The sequence below is a fragment of the Ferrimonas sp. SCSIO 43195 genome (assembly GCF_023716685.1).
Lineage (GTDB): Bacteria > Pseudomonadota > Gammaproteobacteria > Enterobacterales > Shewanellaceae > Ferrimonas > Ferrimonas kyonanensis.
In genome coordinates this window covers 2,048,832-2,072,014 of record NZ_CP072679.1, presented here as the reverse complement: position 1 = coordinate 2,072,014, position 23,183 = coordinate 2,048,832, and the positions used below count along the sequence as shown (strand labels likewise).

The window sequence follows — 23,183 nt, the reverse complement described above, 5'->3', positions numbered from 1 at the left end:
GTCCTTATCCATGTCGTACAATTCGATAGCCCGTGGCCGCGATAAAAAGGCTGGCGGCCAGCAAGATGATGGCCGCACCAGAAGGGATAGGCAGATCGAGCTCCATAGGCAACAGCGTGCCCATTACACAGGCAAAGGTTGAGATCAAGGCGCTGCGGCGAACGAATTGACCGATGTTGTTGCTGATTAGGCGTGCCGTGGCGGCCGGTATCAACAACAGCGCCCCCACCAGTACTGCACCGATGATCTTGACCGCGGCAATGGTGATCAACGTGATCATAACCACGAACAGGTAGTCATAGCCGGTGGTGTTGATACCACGCACCTTAGCCAACTCCGGACTCAGGCAGGTAATCAACATGCGGTTGAAGGTCGGCAGCATCAGCAGCAGTATCGTCAGCACAATCGCAGCCAGCAAAAAGATGTCCTGATCATTCACGGCCAGAATCGAGCCAAACAGCACATTCTCCAGCAAGTGAATGTTGATTTTTCGAGCCACGTACATCAGCAGCGCCGCGCCCATCGCCAACGCCACCGCCAGAAACACTCCCACCAGGGTGTCGTAAGGAACCTGAGTGCGGTTGCGTACATAGTGCAGCAACAGAGCAAATATCATGCAAAAGCTAAATAAGCCGATAATCGGATTGGTGGCTGGCTCGCCCAATAAAATACCTATGGCAATGCCGGTTAACGCACCATGCCCCACCGCCTCGGAAAAAAAGGCCAGTCGTTTGGCGATGACCAGGGTACCGAGCGCCCCCAACAGCGGACCAATTAACACTGCGCAGATCAGTGCATTAACGAGAAACCCGTAGTGAAAGCTGTCGCTTAGCAGGCCTTGATTCACCAGACCGCTGACACTCTCGCGAATGAACTCCATTAGCTGGCCTCCAGTGAATGATGCAAAAACGGCATCTGTTGCAGTTGCTCCGGCGAGACCGTGCCCTGATAGCGGCGGTTGATCAGATGAAGATTAGGGTGCGGTAATTTCCTGATGGCTTCCAGGTCATGATGCACCGCCAACAAGGTAATTCCCTTACGCAACTGCTCAGAGATAAGGGCATCAATGACGGCGATGCCTTGTTGGTCCATACCCGTGGTCGGCTCATCCAGAATCAACAGGTTGGGTTGTTGTAGCAACGCCTGTGCAAACAAGACGCGCTGCTGTTCGCCGCCGGAGAGTTGCCCCATGCGGCGATTGGCCCGCTGCGCCATGCCAAGCTGATCCAACTGCTCCATTGCCCGCGCTTTGTGCCGGGCACTGTGAAACCAGAACAGCGGTCTTCGGCTTTGATTAAGCAGCATAAAGTCCATAACAGATAACGGCAGGCTGGCTTCGAATTGAGCCTTTTGCGGCACATACCCAACCTTGACCTCACCATCCATTTCAATAACGCCACGGAACGGCGTCAGCCCCAAAACGCTCTTCAACAGCGAGGTTTTACCGCCACCGTTGGGGCCCACAAACAGGTGTGTCTGACCCCCTTCAAGGTTGAGGCTGATGTCATCGAGCACATGCTCGGCACCATAACGCAGCGACAATCGCTTTAGTGCAACAGAAGGGGCCATTAGCGCTGCGCTCCACTGGCATACTTTAAGGCCTGAACCAGGGTGCGAAGGTTAGTCGCCATCTCATTTTCGACTTTATCGGCGTCGTACTTGCCATGGGTCAGGTGAGAGAACTGATACAGCTTTATTCCGGTCGCCTGTTCAATAATCTCGACAAACCGGTTCGGCATATTCAACTCGTAAAACAGCACATTAATATCTGCAGCCTTGATTTTTTTTATGGTGTCTTGCAACTGACTGGCGGACGGTTCCACCCCGTGGGCCGGTTCAATCACCGCGCTGACCTCAATACCAAACTCCTGCAACAGGTAACCATAAGCGTTGTGAGTGGTCGCCACCTTGATGGCGCGGGTATCCACTGTGGCCAGGGCTTCACTGGCTTGGCGTTTCAACGCGCGCAATTTGCGGGCGTAAGCGCGCGCATTCTGACGATAGAAACTGGCGTTATTCGAATCGAGCTTGCCCAGCTCATTGGCAATGGTATACACCTTTTGAATGGTGGTGCTGATCCCCACAAAGGTGTGAGGATTAACGGCCCCATCCCCCACTGAACTGCCAACAGCGGGCAACAAGGCTACGTCTTTGTTGGCGTAGATCACCTTTAGATCAGCCTGGCCCGCCGACGCTATCAACTGCTCGGCAAACTGGTCGTGACCAATACCATTGAGCACAATCACATCCATTTGATGCAAACGCTGCAAATCCTGAACCTGAGCCTGATAGCTGTGTGGGTTGAAACCGGCATCGAGCAAGGGCAGTACGTCGGCGCGGTCACCGACCACCTTGCTAACGTAGGAATAGTAGGGGTGCAATGCGGTGCCGACCACCAATTTGGCAAAGGCCGCAGGGCTGAGAAGCATCAACGCTGCCAAGAGTAAGCTTGCGCGCATTAATCGTTATCTCCAATAGAGGGAACGTCGTTGAACTGTACCTGTTGCCAGTTCTGTTCCAGAAAATGAACCAGCGAACCCGCAAAGTCACTGTGGGCCGCGTTCAGGTACCAGATCTCGCTGTTGATGGCATTAAGCAGCAATGACCAGTGACCATTGCTTCCCAGGTACACGCCGGACTCGACCTGTCGCCATTGCCACTGGTCATCGCTGAAAGGCGCAATAAACTCGCTGGCCAATTCCGCGACCGGCGGCCAACGTTGTTCATCCTGTTGGTAAAACTGGAGCTCTTCCTTGGCAATATTGAGCTCTCGTAACGGCCCGAGCCGCTGCTTGGGCAATTGCTCAATTCCAATATGATGTGCCGGCCGGTGACTGCCGTCCGTGTGCGCCTGATGGTAGGGCAAGGCCAATGCTGCCACTGCCAGAATGGCCACAATGGCCACGGCCAGATAGCGCCCTTCACGGGCGCCATTGTCAGGTGAAACTCGGGTGATCATTCACGCTCCCGAATGTCGAGGCCGTCCACTTCTATGGTGGTTTCATGGGACGGGTCGTACAGCAGGTAATAATCGCCCTCTGGCTTATCGAACCGCACCATAGACTGGGCATCGGTCATCGCCTCGGCCATCAGGTTATCGTCATAGTCATACAGGCTCACCGGGAGGCTTTGCGCCGAACCACCATCGGTCCATCCTGCCTGGCAGGTGATGGTACCTTTGCTCTGCCAACACTCCATCACCGGGAAATGGGCCAGGGCCTGGGTGCTTAAACCAGCCAGAAGCAAGACTGAAAATCGGTGTTGTGCCATCAGTCTAATTGAACCTCAATGGTGGTATGCAACATGGTCGCGGCCATGTCGGCCATGGTGTCATCGCGCAGCTTGTAGCGCTGATTGGCCGCCAGCAGATAACGACCCGCCTGTTCAACCGTAAACTGAACTTCTCCGTTACTGTCGCTGGTGGCCGTCAGGGCATTCTGGGCATCACGGTATTGTGCGCCTTCCCGGGTCAAGGTCACTTCCAGGCCCTCTACAGGCTTGCCATTGACTCGGTAACTCATGGTAAAAGCTTCGTTTTCAACCAGGTCCGCAGGATGGGTCACCGGCACCATCTCAAAGCCCTGATTTTTTGCCTTAATCTCCGTAGGGGCCATTACCGTAATGTAACTTTCAGTGTGCTTGGTGATGGCCATGGTTTTGGCGTCTTTCGCGCCGCGAGGCAATTGCGCTTGACGCTGTGCCTTCGTGGCCGCCACCTTGCCCTCTTTACCCCGGCGATCGGTGAAAAACGTCAAATAGATAGGGTCACGATTGGCGACCACCACCTTATGCGTGCCAGGTTCTACAAAGAAGAAATCGAACACACTGCGGCGCTTGCCTCGCAGAATATGATCCGGCCTGACGGTGGCGCCACTTGGCAACTCAACCTTGGCTTCATGAGCACTGGCGGGCTTGTCCACCGAAAACACCGTATGAGAGGCAGTGTAATCAAAGGTGATCCAACTGCCTTGTGCTTTCGACACGCTAAAGTGGGACGGTAACAGCCAGGTCGGATGGGCCGTTGCTAACGCACTGAAGCCCAGGCCGATGGCCATGGAAAGGCCTCTGATACAGGTCAGCTTACTGGTCATTTATTTCACCTTATATTTGATTGTTATTGGACCCAGCTCAGCATTGGCAGGCACGCTGTACTGGAGGGACTCGGTACCTAGATTGATCTTCTGGCGAACAATGTCGCGACCGCCATGCTCACGCACAGCTTCGATGTAAAGGGTGTAGTTCCCCTGCGGTAATGGTTGTCCCTGCAGATCCTTAAGTTGCGGGGACAACTGGTAGGCTCCGATAGCCCGGGTGGCTGACGAGTACCCGTCAATCTCTTGCACGTGATAGCGGCCAAATTTTCGCCACCATGTGCGCAAGTCTTTCAGCCACTCAGTTTGATTACCGGTCCACAGTGCCCATTGAGAGGCGGTGGTTTTACTGCTCCCTTCGAGCCAGGCGGCTACGTAGGGCCTGGCAGGATTAGCAGCACCGGTATCGGCGATGGCCAGGTTGATGGTCAACGCGGCGCCCTGAGGAAGGGGGGTTGCCAAAGTAGTGGCGGAAAACAATCCAGAAGCAACCGCCAGCAAAGTTACTGTAAGTTTCATTGAATATCCTTAACGTGTCGTCAACGCCAGCAGTGCAGTAAGCACGCTGCCTACGGCTGCAAACCACAGCAGCTTTTTACCTAAACGGCGATTGGGCAGTACCAACAAGGCTCCACTGACGACAAACAGAATCATCAGCACTGCACTGATGTCGATGACCAGTGACCACACCCCACCGCTGTATCGTCCCTTATGCAGATCATTGAGGGTGGCGACGATACCGGCGTCACGCTCATTGATCTCCACCGCGCCGGTTGTCAGGTCGGCAAACACCGTCGCGTGGTATCCCGGTCCCTGATAGGCCTGGCTCAGCTCCCCTTCCACCAACACTCCGTCATTCCAATCGGTGTAGATCTCCAACTCCGAAGGACGGCCCTGAAGGGGATGATGTTGATTGAGGAAAGTCAGAATCAGGCTGCTGTTCACCGGTCGATGGTCAACGGCCTGAGCCAGCAGCGAGGCAGGCAGCGTCAATTGGCTATCGCTGACCTCTGGCTCACCAGTCAGCCAATCCGGATGGTTGAGTGTCAGGCCGGTGGCGGCAAAAAACAGCGCCAGTAGCAACATGGTCATAGAGACATACTGATGCAGAATACGAACGAGTGAATAAAACGATTTACGCATTGGCTCTAGTTTCATGGTTGGCAACAAATGACTGTGGCGGTGTTGGGAAAACTGAAAAGGAGTTGATACCAATCCTGGTGGTAATATTCTCGACTCTTTACAACTTTTACACAGCCAGGACGGCCACAACTGCCGAAGCGCAGTCTGCGCTCGAGTTAACCTCGAACGCAGACTGCGACGGTTGCTTTAGAAGACGTAGGCAACAGACAGTTTGAAGTTGCGACCCGGCTCGTAATCGGTGTAACCAAAGTCGTGAGAGGCGTGAGAAGCGTATTGCTCATCAAACAGGTTTTCGACTCCGGCGGTCACCGTCAGCGCTTGGTAAGCCGTCGGTATCCAGCGCGCGTTGATGCTGTGAACATCGAAGCCTTCTTTGGCGGTATCCTGTTCAACCTCTTTATCCAAGTCCATGGTAACCAGGCTGGTCCAGCTCAGGCTCAGTCCCAGGCTTGAGAGTTCGTAATCGAGGTTGAAGGAGATGCTGTCACCCACCTCGTCCTCCAGGGATTGCCCCGGCACAACACCACTGTCCGGATGAACGCTGGTAAACTCTGAATCGGAACGGGAGTAAGTCAGACGGCCACTGAGGTCGCCACGTCGCACATTGAGTACCGATTCGAAACCGACAATTTCCACATCCCCAAGGTTGCTGTACAGCGAAGCCTTGCCGGTCATGGTGTCATCGATGTAGTCATCAATCTCAGTTTGGAATGCATTAAACGAGAAACCGATGCTATCGAATCCCGCCCAGGCTTGCTCCTGGAATGCGATACCCGCTTCGTAGTTAATGCCCGTTTCTGGTTTCAGATCCGGATTAAGCGCCGATCCGGAAGTCAGGAACGATCCGGTCAACGCCGGGCCTTTAAACAGCTCAGTGGCAGACGCGCGCAGAGTCCATTGTTCAGTCAGTTCATATTTAGCAGCCAGTCCGAAGGTCGTGTCAGTAAACGTATCGTTGGACGCGGCCATATCCACTTTATAGTGGTTATAACGAACGCCGGGTGTAATAAACAGCCCGGAAATTAACTCAACTTCGTCCTCGGCATACACTGCAAACGTATCTGCAGTTTCATTGCTGTCCTTATTGGCCTGGCCATTTAGCAGGTTTTCACTCTCCTGGTTATCATACTCAAAGCCATAGCGTACAATGTGGTATGTGCTGCCCAATTCAAAAGCGCTTTCCGCCAGGGACTTAATACCATAAACCACGGTATTACCCTCTGAAACGTCGCCTTCGGTCTCCGGGTCACCGGTATTTTCATCGGTACGGGCATAGTTCATTTCATTCCGATACAATGACGTCCGAATATCAACACTATCCAAGGACAATTCGTGGTTTAATGAAATGGTTTCCCGTGTGTACTCGATGGGATCGATCATCCCTTCATGGCGGTCGTAATCCGGCCCCATGTTGGATTTCAACGTATAATCACCCGAATCCTCATAGGAGTCGTAGCTGACTTCGATGCGGTTATCCGGGTTCCAGTCCCAGCCCATTTTCACCAGGTAGTTAGTGGTGGTGCCCTTCTGACCGACGCGCTCTACCCCTTCACCGTCTTTGGGGTTGTCCCGCTCAAAGACGCTGTAGTAGGCCATGATATCCAATTGGTCAGTAAGCTGAGAGTACCCGGTACCTGAATAGTTATAATAATCATTGGTGGCATAACCACCATGAAGACGAGCACCGAACTTCTCTCCCTCTTTGAGCAAATCGCGCGCATCCTTGGTCTCAAACGCAACTCCTCCCGCCAAGCCACCATTAAGTACGGAGTTGTTCCCTACTTGTAGATCCACGGCCTTAAGAATGTCGGGATTGATCAGAAGATTACCAGCGTGATGAAAGACATTGTTGGCTTGATTTACACCGTCAATGGTGATCTCAAGGTCCAGTTCACTGACACCTCGAATATTAATACCCTGGTTCATCGAGTGAGTACCACCAATATCGACACCCGCTTGATCTCGTAATAAATCGCTCAAGTGATCAGCTTGTTTTTTCGCAATATCCTCATTGAGCAACAATGACCCGTTATTAACAACCGTGCCCCACACCTGAATGGTTTCTACCTCGTTGGTTTCTACCTCGTTGGTTTCATCAGCAGCGACTGCCATTGAAGTGCATAATGTCGCTACCAAAACGGCAACAGGCTTTAAACGAAATCGTGCTGTGGACATCCTAATTCACCTTACTGTTCTACATTCGACCAAATTAGGCTGGGTCTCAGACTCGATAAGTCAGTTGAGATATTCGGTGCTTTGTTGCGCATCGGCTTGTCTCGATCCCGATGCGGTAACAACCGAATAAGACAAATCGTGTCAACCAATGGTCTGTATCGGTACACAACCCAGCTCAGATGGGAGGCAAGTCTACCCTCAAATGAGGATGAGAACAGTTATCGTTTACAACCTTTACATTTTCAGTGAAATGTCAGTATCAATTGGGATCTGGATCAACACAACCAGGCCTCCATCTTGATGATTCTGCGCCTGAACCAGGCCACCAATCGCGGTAATTTGGCGTCGAACCAGTGCCAGACCCAGACCAAAACCCGCAACCTTGTGGGAGCGCGCTTTGTCGAGTCGATAGAAGGGTTTAAAGATGTTCTCCAGGTGCTGCTCCGGCACTCCCGGGCCTTGATCCCGAATGGACACCAGATACCGTTGGTCGGTGTGCTGACAGCCTATGGAAACCTGGGAACCCGGCGGCGAGTATTTGAGTGCATTGCGAAGCACATTTTCGATGCTGTGAGACAGCAATCTCTGGTGGGTCTGCACCCACAACTCGCCGCCGTAATCGAGACGGATACGATGCTGCGGAAACTCGAACGCGGCATCATCCGTAATCACATTCAACAGCTGCGCCAAATCCAATCGGTCCTGACGCCGCAATGTCGGTTGATCGTCTAACCACGCCAGCGTCAGGGCATCTTCAATCAGTTCATCCATTAACCTCAATTCGCCCTCAATTCGAGGCAACTGTAACGCCATTTGCGCATCGCCGCTGGCCCCCTGTTCAAGGGCCAGGCCTATGCGTGTCAACGGCGTACGCAACTCATGGGACATGTCTCCCAACAACTGCCGTTGGGTGGTTACCAGCCGCTGAATCTGAGTGGCCATCTCATCGAACGAATCCGCCATCTGAGTGAACTCATCATGACGCCCGGAGGGAAGTTGTTGACGGGCTCTGGTATCTAGCTGTCCGGATGCCAATGCCTGTGTGCTCTGATTCAACACCTCTAACGGCCGCATTAGGTAGCGATACAGTAACCAGCAGAACCCTAACAAGGCCAACGACGGCAATACCAGTGTCAATAAGGTGTGCGCCAGTTGAATATTAGATTGAGGGTACATCTGCGGCGGCAAGGCTATGACGAAGGCGCCTCCCTGAGCAAAGGGAACGCCGATAACCACCTTAGTGAAAAAACCATGCACCGGCGCAGTAACTTTACGGCGAAAATCAAAGGTCTCATGCAGATCAGCGGGCATGGCTTTATGGGAATGCAGGGTCCCAGAAAGATCGCGAACCGCTGACCAAACCCCATACTCAGCCTGTATTTGTGCCGTCAACTGCTGCAATGCCATCAGATCTTGGTCGACAAACAGCGTTTCCGCCTGCCGGGCAAGTTCCATAAGGCGATGCTGATCGTCCTCGTCAATACTCGTGAGCGCATAGTTCATCCTGGTCGATAACGCATGGCCCGCGGTAAAAGCCAACAGATTTACACACAGAAGACTCACCACCATCTGCCAGAAAAAACGACGACTCATTGGTAGCGATACCCCTTGCCGTGCACCGTTTTAATTATCGCCTTGCCGGGCATCAGCCCCCCGAGTTTCGACCGTAAATTACTCACATGCATATCCAAACTGCGGTCATATCGACCGTGTGGCTTATTCAGCACTAACTGGTATAGATAGGGTTTAGAGAGCACTTCGTCGCGGTGGCCTAAAAACACTTCCAGCAGTTGATATTCCACTGGCGTCAGGCTGATCTCACTGTCTCGCCATCGAGCGCTGCGCGCCTCTCGATCAAGCACGAGCTCATCCGATGGGGCTGTCGAAGCAGGCAGCGGGACCGCGGCAGCGCGACTGCGGCGAAGTAACGCATCGATGCGCAACAGAAGCTCGGTGGTGTTAAGCGGCTTTGACTGATAGTCATCCGCACCTTCGATAAAACCATCAATTCGCTGCTGCTCGGCGCCACAGGCCGTCAGCATCATAACCGGAGTGTCTTTTTTCTGACGCAACTGCCTCAGCACTTCGAGCCCATCGAGCTTAGGTAAAAGCTTGTCCAACAAAATCAGGTGATAATTGTTGTTTAACGCATAATCCAGCCCTTGCTCGCCATCAATGGCCACTTCAACCTGATGCCCTTTTCGACGCAACAGACTGGCCAGGCTCTGGCCCACCTCGATGTCATCTTCAATCAGCAGTAGACCGGCAGGTTGAGCGCCGGGCACAAATCCTCGGCCATTGTCTGCAATGGAATTAAGCTGGTGATTCACAATAAGAGATCCTCGGGTTAGATCGCAGTGGCGTTCACCACAAGCAATAGCGGTTAGTCATACAGCGAGGCCGTGCAATCGCGGTTACGGCGGCCTGGCCCCCTGACAGCACTTCCAAGCAAACGTCGGATCGCCGGCGTATCACTGCCATGTGAAGACACCGTTCAGTGGCGGGAGCCCATTGGGGCACGATAATACCAAATGATAACCATTACCATAAGCGTTACCGATAGAAATCTTGCCGGTTCAAACATCGGTGAGCGACGAAATCAAATTTGGGAGTTATTAATTACTTCGTTTGTCATAATATATTGTAATCAAGCAATTCTGAGTCCGGTCCCTTATGCTCAACCTCAACTGGCTACAAACTTACGTTACCCTGGTGGAAACCGGTCATTTCACCCACACCGCCGACAAGTTGGCCATGACCCAACCCGGTGTCAGCCAACACATCAGAAAACTGGAACAGCATTTTGGCCAGTCGCTGCTGATTCGCGAAGGCAAACGTTTTGGCCTGACCCAGGCTGGCCGCGAGGTGTACCAGCAAGCTCAACGCACCCTGGCAGAGCTGTCTGGCCTCGAGCAACAACTGTCGACGGACGATCCCTTCAATGGCCCGGTGCGCTTCGCCTCACCGGGCAGCCTGGGGTTGAAGCTCTACCCGGAACTGCTGTCATTGCAACAGCAGCACCCGACGCTGAGCATTGATTACACTTTTGCCCCTAACGAGGGAGTAGAACGGGACCTGGTGGCGCGAAAGCTCGATATCGGCCTGATCACCCGTCCCGGCGACAAGCCGGATCTGGCCTATCGCCCCTTTGCCGAAGAACCCCTGTTCCTGGTAACCCCGGCCGACATAGAGGCACCAGACTGGGGCACCCTGTTAACCCTGGGCTACATCGATCATCCCGACGGCAGCCACCACGCTGGCATGCTGCTGGGCAGTAACTTTGAGCAATACCAGCAGTTGTCACAACTGCCCAAACGCGGCTTTTGCAACCACATCAGCATGATTCTCGAACCCGTCAGCCGCGGCCTGGGCTTTACCGTTCTGCCCCGCTACGCCGTCGCCGCCTTTGCCCGCCCCGAAGAGATCGCGGTCCACGCCCTGCCCAGTCCGGTGTCGGAGTCCATCTATCTGGTGCAACGACGGCACCAACCGTTACCAACTCGTATTCGATTTTTGATCGAAGCCATTACGCCGATGTTACGCGCATGAACCAAACTCATAAAATAGAGTAAAAGCCGCTATCCCAGTCTGGCCGGGGCCTTGCTCACCTGTTAGCATCCCCGCCCTGATTGTTCTGTGGATACCCTTATGCTGGCCCTATCGCTTCAGGTCGTCTTCGTGGCAGGCGGCCTCATCTACTGCTGGATGCTGTTTCACGCCTTTAATAAACAGCGTCGCGGCGGACAACTCAAACCGTCGACGTCGGTGGCGAAAGTCGGTGCCGTCGGCGCCCTGGCAAACTTTCTGGACACCCTGGGGGTAGGCAGCTTTGCCATTAAGACCGCCTTCTATAAACAGTTTCAAATGGTGGATGACCGGCTACTGCCCGGCACACTCAACGGCCAGTGCGTATTGCCCACAGTAGCCCAGGCACTGCTGTTCATCGGTGCCGTGGACGTTGACCCCACCACGCTGATCGGCATGATGACCGCCGCAGCCCTGGGGGCCGGCATCGGTGCCAAGTGGGTCTCGGGACTGGATAGACAACTGGTGCGGCTGATCATGTGCATCGCCCTGCTGATCGTGGCCGCCCTGATCTTTGCCGGCCTGCTGGGGTGGTTTCCGGTAGGAGGCGAGGCCATGGGTCTAAGCGGTGCCAAGCTGGCCGTTGCCTTAGTGGGCAACTTTGTCTTTGGCGCCCTGATGAGCGTTGGCGTCGGCCTCTATGCTCCATGCATGACGCTGGTGTATCTGCTGGGAATGAACCCCATCGCTGCCTTTCCCATCATGATGGGATCCTGTGCCGTGCTGAGCTTTTTCTCCGCTGGCACCTTCATCCGTAACGGCGCCTTCGATGCCAAGGCGGTGATGGCCGTCGCCGTCACCGGCCCGATGGCCGTGGTGTTGGCAGCCACGCTGGTGAAATCGATGGATGTAGAGATGCTCAAATGGCTGGTGGCCTTTGTGGTGCTCTATACCTCGGCATCGATGTACCGTTCCTGGCAGCAGTCGCGACCGCCGGGTGCGGCTCAGCCCTCCCACTAAATCCAAAAAAGAGACCCTCGGGTCTCTTTTTTTAATTGCGGCTCTGCAATGCCTGCCAGCGCTGTCGCACCAAGTGCTCAAACCGCACCGCCGCCACCGGCGGGCTCACCAGATACCCCTGCCCGGACTCACATTGATGGCTACGCAAAAACTCGTACTGAAAATCGGTTTCTATCCCTTCTGCGGTTACCACCATCTCCAGGTTATGAGCCAGGGCGATGATCGACTGAACAATGGCGCCATTACGTTGATCGGTTTCCAGTTCGCAAATAAAGCTGCGATCAATCTTAACCCTGTCCACCGGCAGGGTCTTTAAGCGGCCAAAGGAGGAGTAGCCGGTACCAAAATCATCGATGGCGATGGCTACCCCCGCCTGACGCAGCCGCCATAGCTGAGAAGCGATGGTCTTGCCCTGCTGCAGCAACATGGTTTCGGTGACCTCGATCTCCAGACACTCAGGCGGAATCCCATTTCGGCTCAACGCCGCCAGCAAACTTTCCACCAGTTCGCCGGTTTCAATCTGTTTCACCGAAATGTTGATGCTCACCTGCTGCAATGGCAAGCCGTGCTCGAGCCAGAGCGCCATCTGCTGGCAAGCCATCTCGATCACCTGCTGGCCAATCTCAACGATCAGGCCACTGGTTTCAGCCTGTAAAATAAAGGCATCGGGAGTGAGTACACCACGGTGGGGGTGGCGCCAACGGATCAGCGCCTCGGCACCGGTCACCATGCCACTGCCAAGATGAAACACCGGTTGAAACAGTAAAAAAAACTCCTGCTTATCGATGGCCCGGCGCATCTCTTTGAGTAATTGTTTCTCCTGTGCCATCTCATCGGCCAGAGATTCACTGTAACTGTGCACCTGTTGCGTTCCCAACCGTTTGGACTGGAACATCGCCATCTCGGCCCGATGCAGTATGCCCTTGGTGGTGCACACCTCAGAACACAGGTGGCTGATGCCAATACTGGACTGGGTGCGCACTTCGACCCCATCGACCTCGACGACGGTGTCAAGCTGACCGAGCACCTGCTCGGCCCAGGCTCGACACTGCCGCGGCTCATCCTCGGTCAGGACCACCAGAAAGGTGTCCCCATCGAATCGCCCCAGATAGCCGTTGTCGCCAACGGCCGTGGTCAGGGTTGACGCCAAGGCCTTAAGCACCTTATCGCCAATGCGAAATCCAAACTCTTCGTTTACCCGCTTGAAGTTGTTGACCCCGATGCACACCAGGCTGAGTTGCGGCGTATGAATCGCCAATTGCTGACCGATATGCTGCACCAGGGCGGCGCGGTTGGGCAAGCCGGTCAGCGTGTCGGTAAACTCTGAAGCTCGGAGTTTGTTTTCCACCTCTTTGATCAGGCTGATGTCACGGCCGATGGCCAACAAGGCAATGCCGCTGCCTACCGGTACCGCGTTGAGGGTGATCTCGCACATCAACGGCTCACCGCTGCGGGTCTGGTGAACCCACTCGAAACGGTGGTAACCGTACTTGATTGCCGAGTCGATCATCGACTGAGCCAGGTCTTCAGACGAGGTGTGATTGGGCTGAAAGGCAGGGGAGATCTCCGCCGGGCTCAACCCCAGCAATTCCGAGGCGTCATCGAACCCCAGTTGACGGACGGCCACCGAATTACACCAGATAAATCGTCCCTGATGCACCACCCACATCATGTCAGAGGTGGCTGCAAACAACTGCCGAATCACGTCCAGATAAGCCAGCAATCCCTGTTCCGTCAATGGCGACGTATCCGCGGATTCAGGGGCCGACCGATCGCTGATCATGGCCAAAATTACCCTCTCCCCAAAAGGTAGATACCCACACAGTAACATGGGTTAATGCAACATTAAAGCAACAAAATGAAGGGAAATACCTTGATTTGTCAGTGACTTTAGCCAACCATCCTGCGATTAAAATTCCACCAGCCCCAACCGAAGGCCACAGTGCCCGGCGCAACTGACAAGACCGCCGACGCAGCCACAATCCAAAGCCATGATATCGGTCATTGCCTGGCCAAGCCCCATACTGATACGGTAGTCTTCGGCCAAGGAGATAAATCTAACTCACTCTATTCAAAAGGAATTGAAATGCGCGTTCTGCTGGGAGCCCTGTGTCTGGCTCTGTCTTCCGCATCGCTTGCTGACTCGTTGGTAATCAACAACGTCAATGGCTACACCCTTACCGAGCAGGGAGTTCACCGCTTTGGTGCCCTGCACATCGACGACGGCAAGGTGGTCGCCACCGCTGCACGAGACGGCTTCAACGGACTTTCGCCGGATCGGATTATCGATGGCAAAGGCCACACCCTACTGCCAGGGTTGACCGACGCCCATGGTCATATTATGGGGCTGGGCTACCTGCAGTCCGACTTAGACCTCAGTGGCATCACCAGCAAACAAGCCGCTCTGGAGCGTGTGCGCCAGTTCGCCGATGCTCACCCTCACCTGACCTGGATTCGAGGCCGAGGCTGGAACCAAGAGTTGTGGCCCGATACCGCCTTTCCCACCGCCAGCGATCTGGACACGGTAGTACCGGAAAGGCCGGTTTGGCTTAGGCGGGTGGACGGCCATGCCGGCTGGGGAAACAGCCAGGCATTAACGCTGGCCCGCATCACGCCCACCACCCCCGACCCTGAAGGGGGGCAACTGTTGCGAAATGCCGACGGCTCGCCAACCGGCATCCTGATCGACAACGCCATGGGGCTGGTGGAGGGACGCCTGCCGCCGCGAGAACCCCACGAAACCGAGGCGGCATTTCGTTCTGCCACCCGTAAACTGGCGTCACTTGGACTCACCGGTGTCCACGATGCCGGCGTCAACCATCAGACCCTGCAGATGTACCAGATGTGGGATCAGCAACAGCAATTGCCCATTCGAATCTACGCCATGGTGTCGGATCTGGACACCCTCAGCCGCATGCCAGGCCCCTACTTCGGCGATCGACTCATCGCCCGCTCGGTGAAGCTCTATGCCGATGGCGCCCTGGGCAGTCGCGGCGCCGCCCTGCTGGACGACTACAGTGACATGAAAGGCCACAGGGGGCTGTTGATTCACCCGATTAAAGAGCTCAAACGGCGAATTAAAGGGGTGATCAACCGCGGCTTCCAGGCCAATGTCCATGCCATCGGCGACCGTGGCAACCGCGAGGTGCTGGAGGCGATGATCGCCTACGGGAAACCAGAGCAGCGCAACCGCATCGAACACCTGCAGGTGGTCGAACCCAGCGACTTTGACCGCATCAAAGCCGCCGGCATCGTTGCCTCGATGCAGCCCACCCACGCCACCTCCGACATGAACATGGCCGAAGACCGACTGGGATCACTGCGGATTCACGGCGCCTATGCCTGGAAGACCGTGATCAACAAAGGCATCCCCTTTGCCGCCGGTTCCGACTTCCCCATCGAGTCGCCAAACCCCTTCTGGGGACTGTACTCGGCGGTGTCTCGCCAGGATCATCAAGGCCACCCTGAGGGAGGTTGGTACCCGAGACAGAGCCTGAGCCGTGAACAAGCCTTGCATGGCTTTACCCTCGGCGCCGCCTATGCCAGCTTTCAGGAAAATGAGCTGGGATCACTGGAGCCGGGCAAGCGCGCCGATTTTATCCTCATCGATCGCGACTACTTCACCGTGCCGGTGGAGCAGATCTGGCAGACCCAGGTATTGGCCACCTACATCGACGGTCAGCCGGTCTACCAGCAATCCGACCTATAAAGGAGCAACGACCCCGTGGCCCGTCACCAACATTGAACAGTTGCGCCGGGCCACCGCTTCGGTATGGTTAAGGCTCTGCCGATCAGCATGAGCATTGCGCGTGAGTTCAGCCCCACAACCGGATCTACCTCAAGACTACTATCTCGGTAATTTCACTCGCATGGTGAACCACGTCCGGGGTCGCTACCAAGCGCTGCTGAGCGACGACGAACTGGGCTGGATTCGAGACTTCGATGCCCTGCCCCACCCGGCGCGCTGCCTGTGTGTTCGATTGCTATCAAGAAAAGGCCCGGTATTTCGTACCGATAAGCTCCGCTACCCAGAGATCGACGACCTCGCCGGTGCCATCAGCCTCCTGCGAGATGCCGGTATGATCCACAGCTTTCAGCCCCACGACTGGTCACAGCTGGCGCCCTGGGTAACCAAAGCTGAGTTACTCCATCATGCCCCTTGCGGGCAGGAGAAACTGCGAAAACCCCAGTTAGTGGTGCTGCTTGACCAACAAGCCCTTCCCGTACCCCCTATGCCGTTGATCGCCCTGAGCCAACCGGAGCTACTGGAGACCCTGTTGTTGCTCTATTTTGGCAATGCGCATCAGGATCTGGCCCAGTTCGTCGTCAGCGATCTGGGCATTCAGGTATTTGAAGACTACTCGCTGGATCCCAGCCTGAACGCCTTTGAACAGCGGCCGCAATTGGAGGCAGCCCGACACCTGAGTCGACTGAACAAGCGTTACCACCAGGCCGTCGAGCAAAAAGACCGAGCGGCGATTCTGGCCCTGATCGACGATCTGCCTTTGCCCCTGCCCTGGGACAAGTGGGAGCGACGACGACAGCGGCTGCTGCTGGAGATTGCCCGCGAATTTGAACGCGCCAAGCAACCGCAGCGTGCATTGGCGTTGTATCAGCACAGTCCGCTCGCTCCCAGCCGCGAGCGTCAGGCCAGGCTGCACCTGAGCGCCGATGCACCACACCTGGCCCGCCCACTGGTGCAGGCCATGCTCGACAGCCCACAAAACGAACAGGAACTGACCGTCGCCCGGCGGTTGGGGAAAAAACTGAACCGACTTGCGCCGTTCGCGTTTCCGCAGCCGGTTGCTCCGCAAATTCAGCAGCACACCCTGAGCCTGAGGGACAAAGGCCTGCCAGTTGAACAACTGGTTGCGGAGCACTACCGGAGTCTGGGCTGGCAGGCAGATTACAGTGAGAACGCCCTGCTCAACGCGCTGTTTGGCCTGGCTTTCTGGCCAGCAATCTTCGCGCCAGTCCGAGGCGCCTTTCTCAATCCTTATCAGCTGGGCCCCAAAGACATGTTCAGTCCCGGCTTCCGTCAGGCCCGTGGCAACCTCATCGATCACCTCCTATGCCACTGGCAACCCGCACAGCTACTGGAGACTTACGATCAAAAACGGGGAATTGCCAACTACTGGGTCAACTGGGACAAAATCAACCGACCGCTGATCCAGTCGGCCCTAACTCACCTGAGCCGACCACAGCTGACCGCTTGTTTTCGGCGACTGCTGTTTGATCTCAACGCCAATCGCAGCGGCCATCCAGACCTGTTTCTGACCCGGGATGATCAGCACCTGTGGCTGGAGGTCAAAGGTCCCGGCGACACCCTGAGAGACAACCAAACCCGTTGGCTGACCTTCTTTGGCAACCAAGGGATTCAGGCAGCAGTATGTTATGTGACCATTGACACCCAACCCAGCGATTAGGCGGTTGCAGTCCGCCGGAGTCGGGCCTATCCTGTTTGGCTAACTTACTGATTTTGTATTGGATGATACCGAAATGGCCGGAGCCAGTTTATTAACCCTTCTGGATGACATCGCGTCCCTGCTGGACGATGTTGCCGTTATGAGCAAAGTGGCCGCCCGTAAGACCGCTGGCGTACTCGGCGACGACCTGGCCGTGAATGCCGAACAGGTTTCCGGAGTCAAAGCCGACCGCGAACTGCCGGTGATCTGGGCCGTGGCCAAGGGCTCGCTAGTGAACAAGTGCTTTCTGGTGCCCGCCGCCCTGGCCATTAGTGCCTTTATTCCCTGGCTGATAACCCCACTGTTGATGCTTGGCGGCCTGTTCCTCTGCTTCGAAGGCGCGGAAAAAGTGCTGGAGATGGTCTCCAAGCAGAGCCATCGCCAGGCACCGGATCTCAGTGGTGACGATCAGCAACAATATGAACAAACCAAGATCAAAGGGGCCATCCGTACCGACTTTATTCTGTCTGCAGAAATCATCGTGTTGACGCTGGGGGTCGTGGCCGCCGCGCCGTTTATGACCCAGGTGGCCACCATGTCCACCATCGCCGTTCTGATGACCATCGGCGTTTACGGGCTGGTGGCGGTCATTGTGAAAATCGACGATGCCGGCCTGTACCTGAGCCAACGTTCCACCTCTGTGGCCCAGTCTTTTGGCCGTCTGCTGCTGGCCGCCGCCCCGAAACTGATGAAATCCCTGTCGCTGATCGGCACCATTGCCATGTTCCTGGTCGGCGGCGGCATCTTGAGTCACGGCGTACACCTGTTCAGCGAATGGATCTCCGAGGCTGCCGCCGAAACCGCGTTGATCCCCGCTGTTGGCCATATCGCCTCCGCGCTGGTACCCGCCCTGCTGAACGGCCTCATCGGCATGATTGCCGGTTTTATATTGGTGGCCATTGCTCACCTGGTCGGCAAACTCCGTCATTAAACACTGGGGCCGAAGCCTGACTTCGGCCCAACCCCCTGCCCCAATCCAGCCCCCCTAAAAAGCAGCCCTGTCCGCTCTGGTCTACACTGTGAACGCCCGCTATTCATAGGTAACTGCCTGTGTACCCGACAGTTACTAACGAATTGGCATGGCGCCCCCTAAGACAGACATGGAGTAAAGCATGCAACGCTATTGTGCAGAATTCATCGGTACCTTCTGGCTGGTTCTTGGCGGATGCGGCAGTGCCGTATTAGCTGCGGGCTTTCCCGACGTGGGCATTGGCCTGCTGGGTGTGTCGCTGGCATTTGGCTTAACCGTACTGACCATGGCCTTTGCCCTGGGCCACATCTCGGGATGCCACCTGAATCCGGCGGTATCCATTGGACTGTGGGCCGGCGGCCGCTTTGAAGCCAGCGCCCTGTTGCCCTACATTCTGGCCCAGGTCGCCGGCGGCCTGGTGGCAGGGGGAGTGCTGCTTTTGATCGCCAGCGGCGCGCCAGGGTTTGATGTCAGCGCCGGCTTTGCCGCCAATGGTTATGGCAGCCACTCCCCAGGGGGGTACAGCCTGGGCGCGGCGCTGCTCACCGAAGTGGTAATGACCATGGTCTTTCTGGTGGTCATACTGGGCGCCACCGATCCCCGGGCACCGGCAGGACTTGCGCCCGTAGCCATTGGCCTGTGCCTGACCCTGATCCATTTAATCAGCATCCCGATCACCAACACCTCAGTAAACCCCGCTCGCAGCACCGGTGTGGCCCTGTATGTGGGTGACTGGGCCCTGTCTCAACTGTGGCTGTTCTGGCTGGCCCCCATTGTTGGGGCAATATTAGGCGCGTTCCTGTACCGTTATCTGGGCTCCGATCAATCCTGAATTCCTGCTCATTTCTGGCCCATTACCTTCGCTCGAAGGCAGTGGGCCAAAACGGTGCAATTGTGTACAGTTTAAGCGGCGATGGTTACGTTCAGGTTGCCAGTCGTGTCCATTGCGTTATCGGAGATCGAAGCATTATCGCTAAACTTAGGCGCACTTAACCCCAAATAAAGCGATATTCATCCAGCTTAATTGAGTCTGAACGAAACGCCGAAATCCATCGGTTTCCTTTCACCTGTGCCCGGTAAACTTCCTACACTACTCTCACTGACGACTACAGGAGAGCACCATGACACATACTGACACCCTGACTCCCTGGTGGGTTATCCCGGGTCGCCTTGCCGGCATGCGCAAGCCACAGACTCACGAGCTGGGCACCCTGGCAAAATCACGATTCCAGGCCGTGGTCTCGTTGCTGGACAGCGAAGACAATCACCAGCTGTACCACAACTGGCAACTTCCTTATTTGTGGCTGCCGACCGAAGACGGTCAGACCGTCAGCCCTCAGCAACTGCAACAGCTGGAGCAGTTCATCGACCGCTTTGACGGTGCGGTGGCCATCCACTGCAACGACGGTCGAAAACGCACCGTCAGTGCCATCGCCGCCTATTTGATCCGCAAAGAGCACGACTTTGAACAGGCGCTAAAAATGGCCAGCAAAGGCCAGCCTCGAATTGAACTGGAAGAAGACCAGTTGCTGTCACTGCTGCAGATGGCCAAAGTGGTTCAGTAATGTCTCTGGGTGGCAGCTTTAGCTGCCACCGCACCAACTTCCCTGCCGCAGACTGGAAAATCCCGCTCTTTCACTTCATCATGGCCCCTCTAAGGCCGCAGTCTGTGAGGACCTATTCGGTTGTTGATACACAGGCTGACCATCGCCATAAAATTTTTAGGCGTACATGTGTACGCTTAAATAATCTCCTGCTACACTGGTCGGACTTTTTATGCAGCAACCGCAAAGGAACCCTATGGCTTCAGCCGCTATGCCCTACTCCCAAGGAGAAGAGATCGCCAACGCCATTACCCATGGTTTGGGGGTTGCCGCCGCCATCGTCGGCCTCACCCTGATGCTCACCAAGGGAATTCCGGTATTGTCTGCCTGGGACATTGCCGCCGTCAGTATCTACGGCGCCAGCATGATTTTGCTGTTCCTGTTTTCGACGTTGTACCACTCCATCTCCAACCCCCGCGCCAAGAAGGTATTCAAACGGCTGGATCACTGTGCCATCTATTTGCTGATTGCCGGCACCTACACGCCGATGATGTCCATCAGCCTCGAGGGCTGGAAAGCCGATATGATTCTGGCCACCATCTGGTCCATGGCCATCGCAGGAGTGGTGTTTAAGGCCTTTTTTATCAATCGCTTCAAGAAACTGGCCCTGACCACTTATCTGGTGATGGGCTGGCTATGCCTGCTGGTGATCTACCCGCTGTATCAGGTTCTGCCCAGTGCCGGTTTCCACCTGCTGTGGATTGGTGGCCTGTGCTACAGCGGCGGGGTGGTATTCTATGTGGCCAAGAAGACCCCCTATACTCACGCCATCTGGCACCTGTGTGTGTTGGCTGGCGCCGTGTGCCACTGCGTGGCCATCGCCGCCTACGTCATCCCCTCCAGTTAGAACCCTGCCGCCGGGGTCAAGTCCGGTGGCCGCAAGGCATCGCCAGCGGCCAGATCGCAGACCCCGTCGGGAAACACCTGCCTGAGCTGGGCCAGGTAGGGGGTCATGGCGACCTCCCCATACTGGCCCTGAGCCACGGCCTCGTCGACGGACAACAGCCGACACTGAAACACGCTGCCTTGCCAGGGACCACCAGCCTGAACCCGGGCATTGCTGAAGTGGGGATAGCGTTGACTGCACGCCCCCGGCCGGCGGCCATTCCATTGCCCATCCCAGACTCCGTCCCCCCGCTGCAGCACCTGCCCGTCGGCGTCGAAGCACTGGTCCTCGATATGATCGGGTCGTGGCTGCCCCATCAGCCTGGCCTGCAACCACAACTCCATGGCGTCAAACGCTTCTTTCAATGGCGTGTAGCGATAGTCTGACACCCAGATAACCTGGTTGTCGGTATGGCCGTGCCAATCCAGGATCCGGGCCCGAGCTTCAAAGGAAGCAGACAGGTGATGCATATCCAGCCGCTCCTCCAGGTAATGGCGCAGATCGATCACTGGAATGGGGTTGGCGCCCATAAACACCTGACCGGTGCGGTAGGCGCGCTCCACCGCATAGGGATCCGGCTGCCGACGTGGGGCCGGCGCTCCTTCGGTGACGTTGTGATTACCCCACAGCGACAACCACAACGGCAGCCTCATCCCCAGCGGCGTCCAGATGGTCTCACGGCTCATGACCCCGGTTTCCTGCCAACTGCCGATGTGTCGATTCAGATGCAAAAACTCCGCCACCGAAATCCGCCCCTGCCGCAATGAACGTAGGCCATATTGCACCCCCTGATTGCCCCAGGCCGTGCGGGCAAAACCGTGTTGATCACGACCAAAAATCTGCACCAGATCTTCCCAGTAACTCCAATGCTGCTGCCGATCAATCGCGTCACTGAACATCGGCCGAATATAGCCCTGCCTGGGGTTATGAATCAGTGCCGACAGGCCAAACCAGCCATTGATGCACTCGCTGGATCCCTGAGGCCAACTGGGCCAGCGCCCATGGAGCAGCTGGTTCAACGGCTCCAGAAACGGGGCTCGCTGACTGAAACCGGCGGCCGCATTGAGCCCCTCGAGTTCGGTGCGGTTATCAAAGTCCTGCCAACGATGCCGAGTGGGGCTGCGAAAGGCGTAATAGGTGTTGAACAGGTCGCAGTCCAAACCATACAACGCCTGGGTCACCATGTCGGGGTAGGCGTACAAGGCCAGTGCCCCGTCGAACACCTGGCTGCGATTTTGCGCCATCAGATATTGACTCAGTCCGCCGCCGGAACCGCCAATGCCAATGGTGTAGCTGGGCTGGCCGTACAGGGAGACAAATTGGCGCTTAACCCTGCGGGCGGTGTCCTCGGCCCGAACCATGTTGTAGGTGTAACTGGTCTTATTACCGGTGGAACTGATCACCGCATAGCCTTGTTGCAACTGCTCCAGGCGCTTACGGACAATTTTCGACGGTTTTAACCGCCCCTGGCGAAAGCCGATGCCACTGCCACCATGAAATTGATAAATCAGTTTCCGGTTCCACCAGGGGGCCTGTTCTCTGGCGATGTCCGGCGTCGCCAACATGGCGATGTGGTAGATATAGCGGTTGATGGTACCGCTCTCGACCCGGTAGATCTGCGCCACCGAGCGACCGTTAATCTCCGTTTGTGCCACCTGCTCCGGCGGCACCGGGCTTCCTGGCAAGTAGGGCCGCAGGACCCCATTTAGGTCGAGGTAAAAGTAATTCAGAACCGAAGGCAGCCCACAATCACGGCTGTAACCCAGAATGGTGTCACCCAGTTGCCCGCCGCGATCATTAAACACCGCGACTCCCTGTCCCCGATGGTTGTCAATCTGGGGCTGACCCAGCCCGGAAGCCAGCGTCATGCAGAAAAACGGGTATTGACGGGCCCCCGCATACAGGGGCTCAGCGGGGCCGACTTTCCCCAGAGGAATAGGAAACGCGTAGGTTTCCTGGGGTCGTGGAGTCAGTGCCAGGTGGGTGTCGATGCTTAGCATTGGCTTGAGGTCCGGCGGCGGCAATTGCCTGACCTGAATGGCACGGTAAGGATGGTGCCAGTCCCGATACTGGTAATACCCCATGGTGACCAGTAAACCTGACAGCAGCAGTGCCGCAATCCAGAGCAACCACTTCGCCATGTCCGCCTCCTCATGCTGCCACCAACTTCGACATGACGGCTCTCAGCCTCGAAGCCGATGACCAACACGCCATGGCAGTAAGTATCTGCCAGATCGGCACCAGTCTCCATCTGGTCGGGGGATCCGAGTGTGTTTACGAGACCAAAAAACGGACAAAAAAAAG

At 56.0% G+C, this 23,183-nt stretch carries 21 protein-coding genes; 8 read left to right on the top strand and 13 right to left on the bottom strand.

Features of this window, described 5'->3' with window-relative positions:
* Window positions 1-4 precede the first annotated feature (4 nt).
* From J8Z22_RS09810 to J8Z22_RS09760, 11 genes are all read right to left on the bottom strand, one after another.
* On the bottom strand, window positions 5-880 hold the full coding sequence (locus J8Z22_RS09810) for a metal ABC transporter permease (protein ID WP_252010223.1): 876 nt from the start codon (window positions 878-880) through the stop codon (window positions 5-7).
* Window positions 880-1,569 carry a metal ABC transporter ATP-binding protein gene (locus J8Z22_RS09805; RefSeq protein WP_252010222.1) on the bottom strand — a complete coding sequence of 230 codons (690 nt, stop codon included), beginning with the start codon at window positions 1,567-1,569 and terminating at the stop codon, window positions 880-882. Before J8Z22_RS09805 ends, J8Z22_RS09810 begins: the two co-directional genes overlap by 1 nt.
* Window positions 1,569-2,429 (bottom strand): metal ABC transporter solute-binding protein, Zn/Mn family, encoded by an 861-nt coding sequence (locus J8Z22_RS09800; protein WP_252010221.1) that lies wholly within the window; start codon window positions 2,427-2,429, stop codon window positions 1,569-1,571. Before J8Z22_RS09800 ends, J8Z22_RS09805 begins: the two co-directional genes overlap by 1 nt.
* Window positions 2,430-2,458: 29 nt before the next feature.
* Complete coding sequence (locus J8Z22_RS09795; RefSeq protein WP_252010220.1) at window positions 2,459-2,959, bottom strand: DUF6162 family protein; 501 nt, start codon at window positions 2,957-2,959, stop codon at window positions 2,459-2,461.
* A complete protein-coding gene (locus J8Z22_RS09790; RefSeq protein WP_252010219.1) occupies window positions 2,956-3,270 on the bottom strand; it encodes a hypothetical protein in 315 nt (104 codons plus the stop codon). The genes J8Z22_RS09795 and J8Z22_RS09790 overlap by 4 nt, the downstream gene beginning before the upstream one ends.
* Window positions 3,270-4,091 carry a DUF4198 domain-containing protein gene (locus J8Z22_RS09785; protein ID WP_252010218.1) on the bottom strand — a complete coding sequence of 274 codons (822 nt, stop codon included), beginning with the start codon at window positions 4,089-4,091 and terminating at the stop codon, window positions 3,270-3,272. Before J8Z22_RS09785 ends, J8Z22_RS09790 begins: the two co-directional genes overlap by 1 nt.
* Complete coding sequence (locus J8Z22_RS09780) at window positions 4,092-4,610, bottom strand: DUF2271 domain-containing protein (protein WP_252010217.1); 519 nt, start codon at window positions 4,608-4,610, stop codon at window positions 4,092-4,094. It lies immediately after the preceding gene.
* Between the two features lie 9 nt (window positions 4,611-4,619).
* On the bottom strand, window positions 4,620-5,183 hold the full coding sequence (locus tag J8Z22_RS09775) for a PepSY-associated TM helix domain-containing protein (protein WP_252010216.1): 564 nt from the start codon (window positions 5,181-5,183) through the stop codon (window positions 4,620-4,622).
* 237 nt (window positions 5,184-5,420) lie between these two features.
* Window positions 5,421-7,409: a TonB-dependent siderophore receptor gene (locus J8Z22_RS09770; protein WP_252010215.1), complete on the bottom strand. Its 1,989-nt coding sequence runs from the start codon at window positions 7,407-7,409 to the stop codon at window positions 5,421-5,423.
* A gap of 234 nt (window positions 7,410-7,643) precedes the next feature.
* Window positions 7,644-8,864 carry an ATP-binding protein gene (locus J8Z22_RS09765; protein ID WP_252010214.1) on the bottom strand — a complete coding sequence of 407 codons (1,221 nt, stop codon included), beginning with the start codon at window positions 8,862-8,864 and terminating at the stop codon, window positions 7,644-7,646.
* 134 nt (window positions 8,865-8,998) lie between these two features.
* Window positions 8,999-9,739, bottom strand: coding sequence for a response regulator transcription factor (locus J8Z22_RS09760; protein WP_252010213.1), 741 nt, complete (start codon window positions 9,737-9,739; stop codon window positions 8,999-9,001).
* 343 nt (window positions 9,740-10,082) lie between these two features.
* Here J8Z22_RS09760 and J8Z22_RS09755 point away from each other — a divergent pair, with 343 nt between their 5' ends.
* Together J8Z22_RS09755 and J8Z22_RS09750 are read left to right on the top strand one after the other, a co-directional pair.
* Window positions 10,083-10,958, top strand: a complete 876-nt coding sequence (locus tag J8Z22_RS09755) for a LysR family transcriptional regulator (protein WP_252010212.1) — start codon at window positions 10,083-10,085, stop codon at window positions 10,956-10,958.
* 99 nt (window positions 10,959-11,057) lie between these two features.
* The gene (locus J8Z22_RS09750) at window positions 11,058-11,954 is read left to right on the top strand and encodes a sulfite exporter TauE/SafE family protein (RefSeq protein ID WP_252010211.1); all 897 of its coding nucleotides are present in this window, start codon (window positions 11,058-11,060) and stop codon (window positions 11,952-11,954) included.
* Window positions 11,955-11,985: 31 nt separating this feature from the next.
* Here J8Z22_RS09750 and J8Z22_RS09745 read toward each other — a convergent pair whose 3' ends face one another.
* A complete protein-coding gene (locus J8Z22_RS09745; protein WP_252010210.1) occupies window positions 11,986-13,737 on the bottom strand; it encodes a bifunctional diguanylate cyclase/phosphodiesterase in 1,752 nt (583 codons plus the stop codon).
* A gap of 303 nt (window positions 13,738-14,040) precedes the next feature.
* Here J8Z22_RS09745 and J8Z22_RS09740 point away from each other — a divergent pair, with 303 nt between their 5' ends.
* The 6 genes from J8Z22_RS09740 (at window position 14,041) to J8Z22_RS09715 (ending at window position 20,840) form a co-directional block, all read left to right on the top strand.
* On the top strand, window positions 14,041-15,663 hold the full coding sequence (locus J8Z22_RS09740; protein WP_252010209.1) for an amidohydrolase: 1,623 nt from the start codon (window positions 14,041-14,043) through the stop codon (window positions 15,661-15,663).
* Window positions 15,664-15,763: 100 nt separating this feature from the next.
* Complete coding sequence (locus J8Z22_RS09735; protein ID WP_252010208.1) at window positions 15,764-17,380, top strand: VRR-NUC domain-containing protein; 1,617 nt, start codon at window positions 15,764-15,766, stop codon at window positions 17,378-17,380.
* Window positions 17,381-17,453: 73 nt separating this feature from the next.
* On the top strand, window positions 17,454-18,350 hold the full coding sequence (locus J8Z22_RS09730; protein WP_028112395.1) for a DUF808 domain-containing protein: 897 nt from the start codon (window positions 17,454-17,456) through the stop codon (window positions 18,348-18,350).
* 181 nt (window positions 18,351-18,531) lie between these two features.
* Window positions 18,532-19,221: an aquaporin Z gene (gene aqpZ, locus J8Z22_RS09725; RefSeq protein WP_252010207.1), complete on the top strand. Its 690-nt coding sequence runs from the start codon at window positions 18,532-18,534 to the stop codon at window positions 19,219-19,221.
* 289 nt (window positions 19,222-19,510) lie between these two features.
* Entirely contained in the window at window positions 19,511-19,954 is a 444-nt protein-coding gene (locus J8Z22_RS09720) for a dual specificity protein phosphatase family protein (RefSeq protein WP_028112393.1), read from the top strand.
* Between the two features lie 235 nt (window positions 19,955-20,189).
* A complete protein-coding gene (locus J8Z22_RS09715) occupies window positions 20,190-20,840 on the top strand; it encodes a hemolysin III family protein (RefSeq protein ID WP_252010206.1) in 651 nt (216 codons plus the stop codon).
* Here J8Z22_RS09715 and J8Z22_RS09710 read toward each other — a convergent pair.
* Complete coding sequence (locus tag J8Z22_RS09710; RefSeq protein ID WP_252010205.1) at window positions 20,837-23,020, bottom strand: DUF6351 family protein; 2,184 nt, start codon at window positions 23,018-23,020, stop codon at window positions 20,837-20,839. The two genes, J8Z22_RS09715 and J8Z22_RS09710, sit on opposite strands and share 4 nt — an antisense overlap.
* Window positions 23,021-23,183: the final 163 nt, after the last annotated feature.

Excerpts from the sequence above, each read along its gene's own strand:
- J8Z22_RS09810 (WP_252010223.1), bottom strand. The coding sequence starts at position 880 with ATGGAGTTCATTCGCGAGAGTGTCAGCGGTCTGGTGAATCAAGGCCTG.
- J8Z22_RS09805 (WP_252010222.1), bottom strand. The coding sequence starts at position 1,569 with ATGGCCCCTTCTGTTGCACTAAAGCGATTGTCGCTGCGTTATGGTGCC.
- J8Z22_RS09800 (WP_252010221.1), bottom strand. The coding sequence starts at position 2,429 with ATGCTTCTCAGCCCTGCGGCCTTTGCCAAATTGGTGGTCGGCACCGCA.
- J8Z22_RS09795 (WP_252010220.1), bottom strand. The coding sequence starts at position 2,959 with ATGATCACCCGAGTTTCACCTGACAATGGCGCCCGTGAAGGGCGCTAT.
- J8Z22_RS09790 (WP_252010219.1), bottom strand. The coding sequence starts at position 3,270 with ATGGCACAACACCGATTTTCAGTCTTGCTTCTGGCTGGTTTAAGCACC.
- J8Z22_RS09785 (WP_252010218.1), bottom strand. The coding sequence starts at position 4,091 with ATGACCAGTAAGCTGACCTGTATCAGAGGCCTTTCCATGGCCATCGGC.
- J8Z22_RS09780 (WP_252010217.1), bottom strand. The coding sequence starts at position 4,610 with ATGAAACTTACAGTAACTTTGCTGGCGGTTGCTTCTGGATTGTTTTCC.
- J8Z22_RS09775 (WP_252010216.1), bottom strand. The coding sequence starts at position 5,183 with ATGACCATGTTGCTACTGGCGCTGTTTTTTGCCGCCACCGGCCTGACA.
- J8Z22_RS09770 (WP_252010215.1), bottom strand. The coding sequence starts at position 7,409 with ATGTCCACAGCACGATTTCGTTTAAAGCCTGTTGCCGTTTTGGTAGCG.
- J8Z22_RS09765 (WP_252010214.1), bottom strand. The coding sequence starts at position 8,864 with ATGGAACTTGCCCGGCAGGCGGAAACGCTGTTTGTCGACCAAGATCTG.
- J8Z22_RS09755 (WP_252010212.1), top strand. The coding sequence starts at position 10,083 with ATGCTCAACCTCAACTGGCTACAAACTTACGTTACCCTGGTGGAAACC.
- J8Z22_RS09750 (WP_252010211.1), top strand. The coding sequence starts at position 11,058 with ATGCTGGCCCTATCGCTTCAGGTCGTCTTCGTGGCAGGCGGCCTCATC.
- J8Z22_RS09745 (WP_252010210.1), bottom strand. The coding sequence starts at position 13,737 with ATGATCAGCGATCGGTCGGCCCCTGAATCCGCGGATACGTCGCCATTG.
- J8Z22_RS09740 (WP_252010209.1), top strand. The coding sequence starts at position 14,041 with ATGCGCGTTCTGCTGGGAGCCCTGTGTCTGGCTCTGTCTTCCGCATCG.
- J8Z22_RS09730 (WP_028112395.1), top strand. The coding sequence starts at position 17,454 with ATGGCCGGAGCCAGTTTATTAACCCTTCTGGATGACATCGCGTCCCTG.
- aqpZ (WP_252010207.1), top strand. The coding sequence starts at position 18,532 with ATGCAACGCTATTGTGCAGAATTCATCGGTACCTTCTGGCTGGTTCTT.
- J8Z22_RS09720 (WP_028112393.1), top strand. The coding sequence starts at position 19,511 with ATGACACATACTGACACCCTGACTCCCTGGTGGGTTATCCCGGGTCGC.
- J8Z22_RS09715 (WP_252010206.1), top strand. The coding sequence starts at position 20,190 with ATGGCTTCAGCCGCTATGCCCTACTCCCAAGGAGAAGAGATCGCCAAC.
- J8Z22_RS09710 (WP_252010205.1), bottom strand. The coding sequence starts at position 23,020 with ATGGCGAAGTGGTTGCTCTGGATTGCGGCACTGCTGCTGTCAGGTTTA.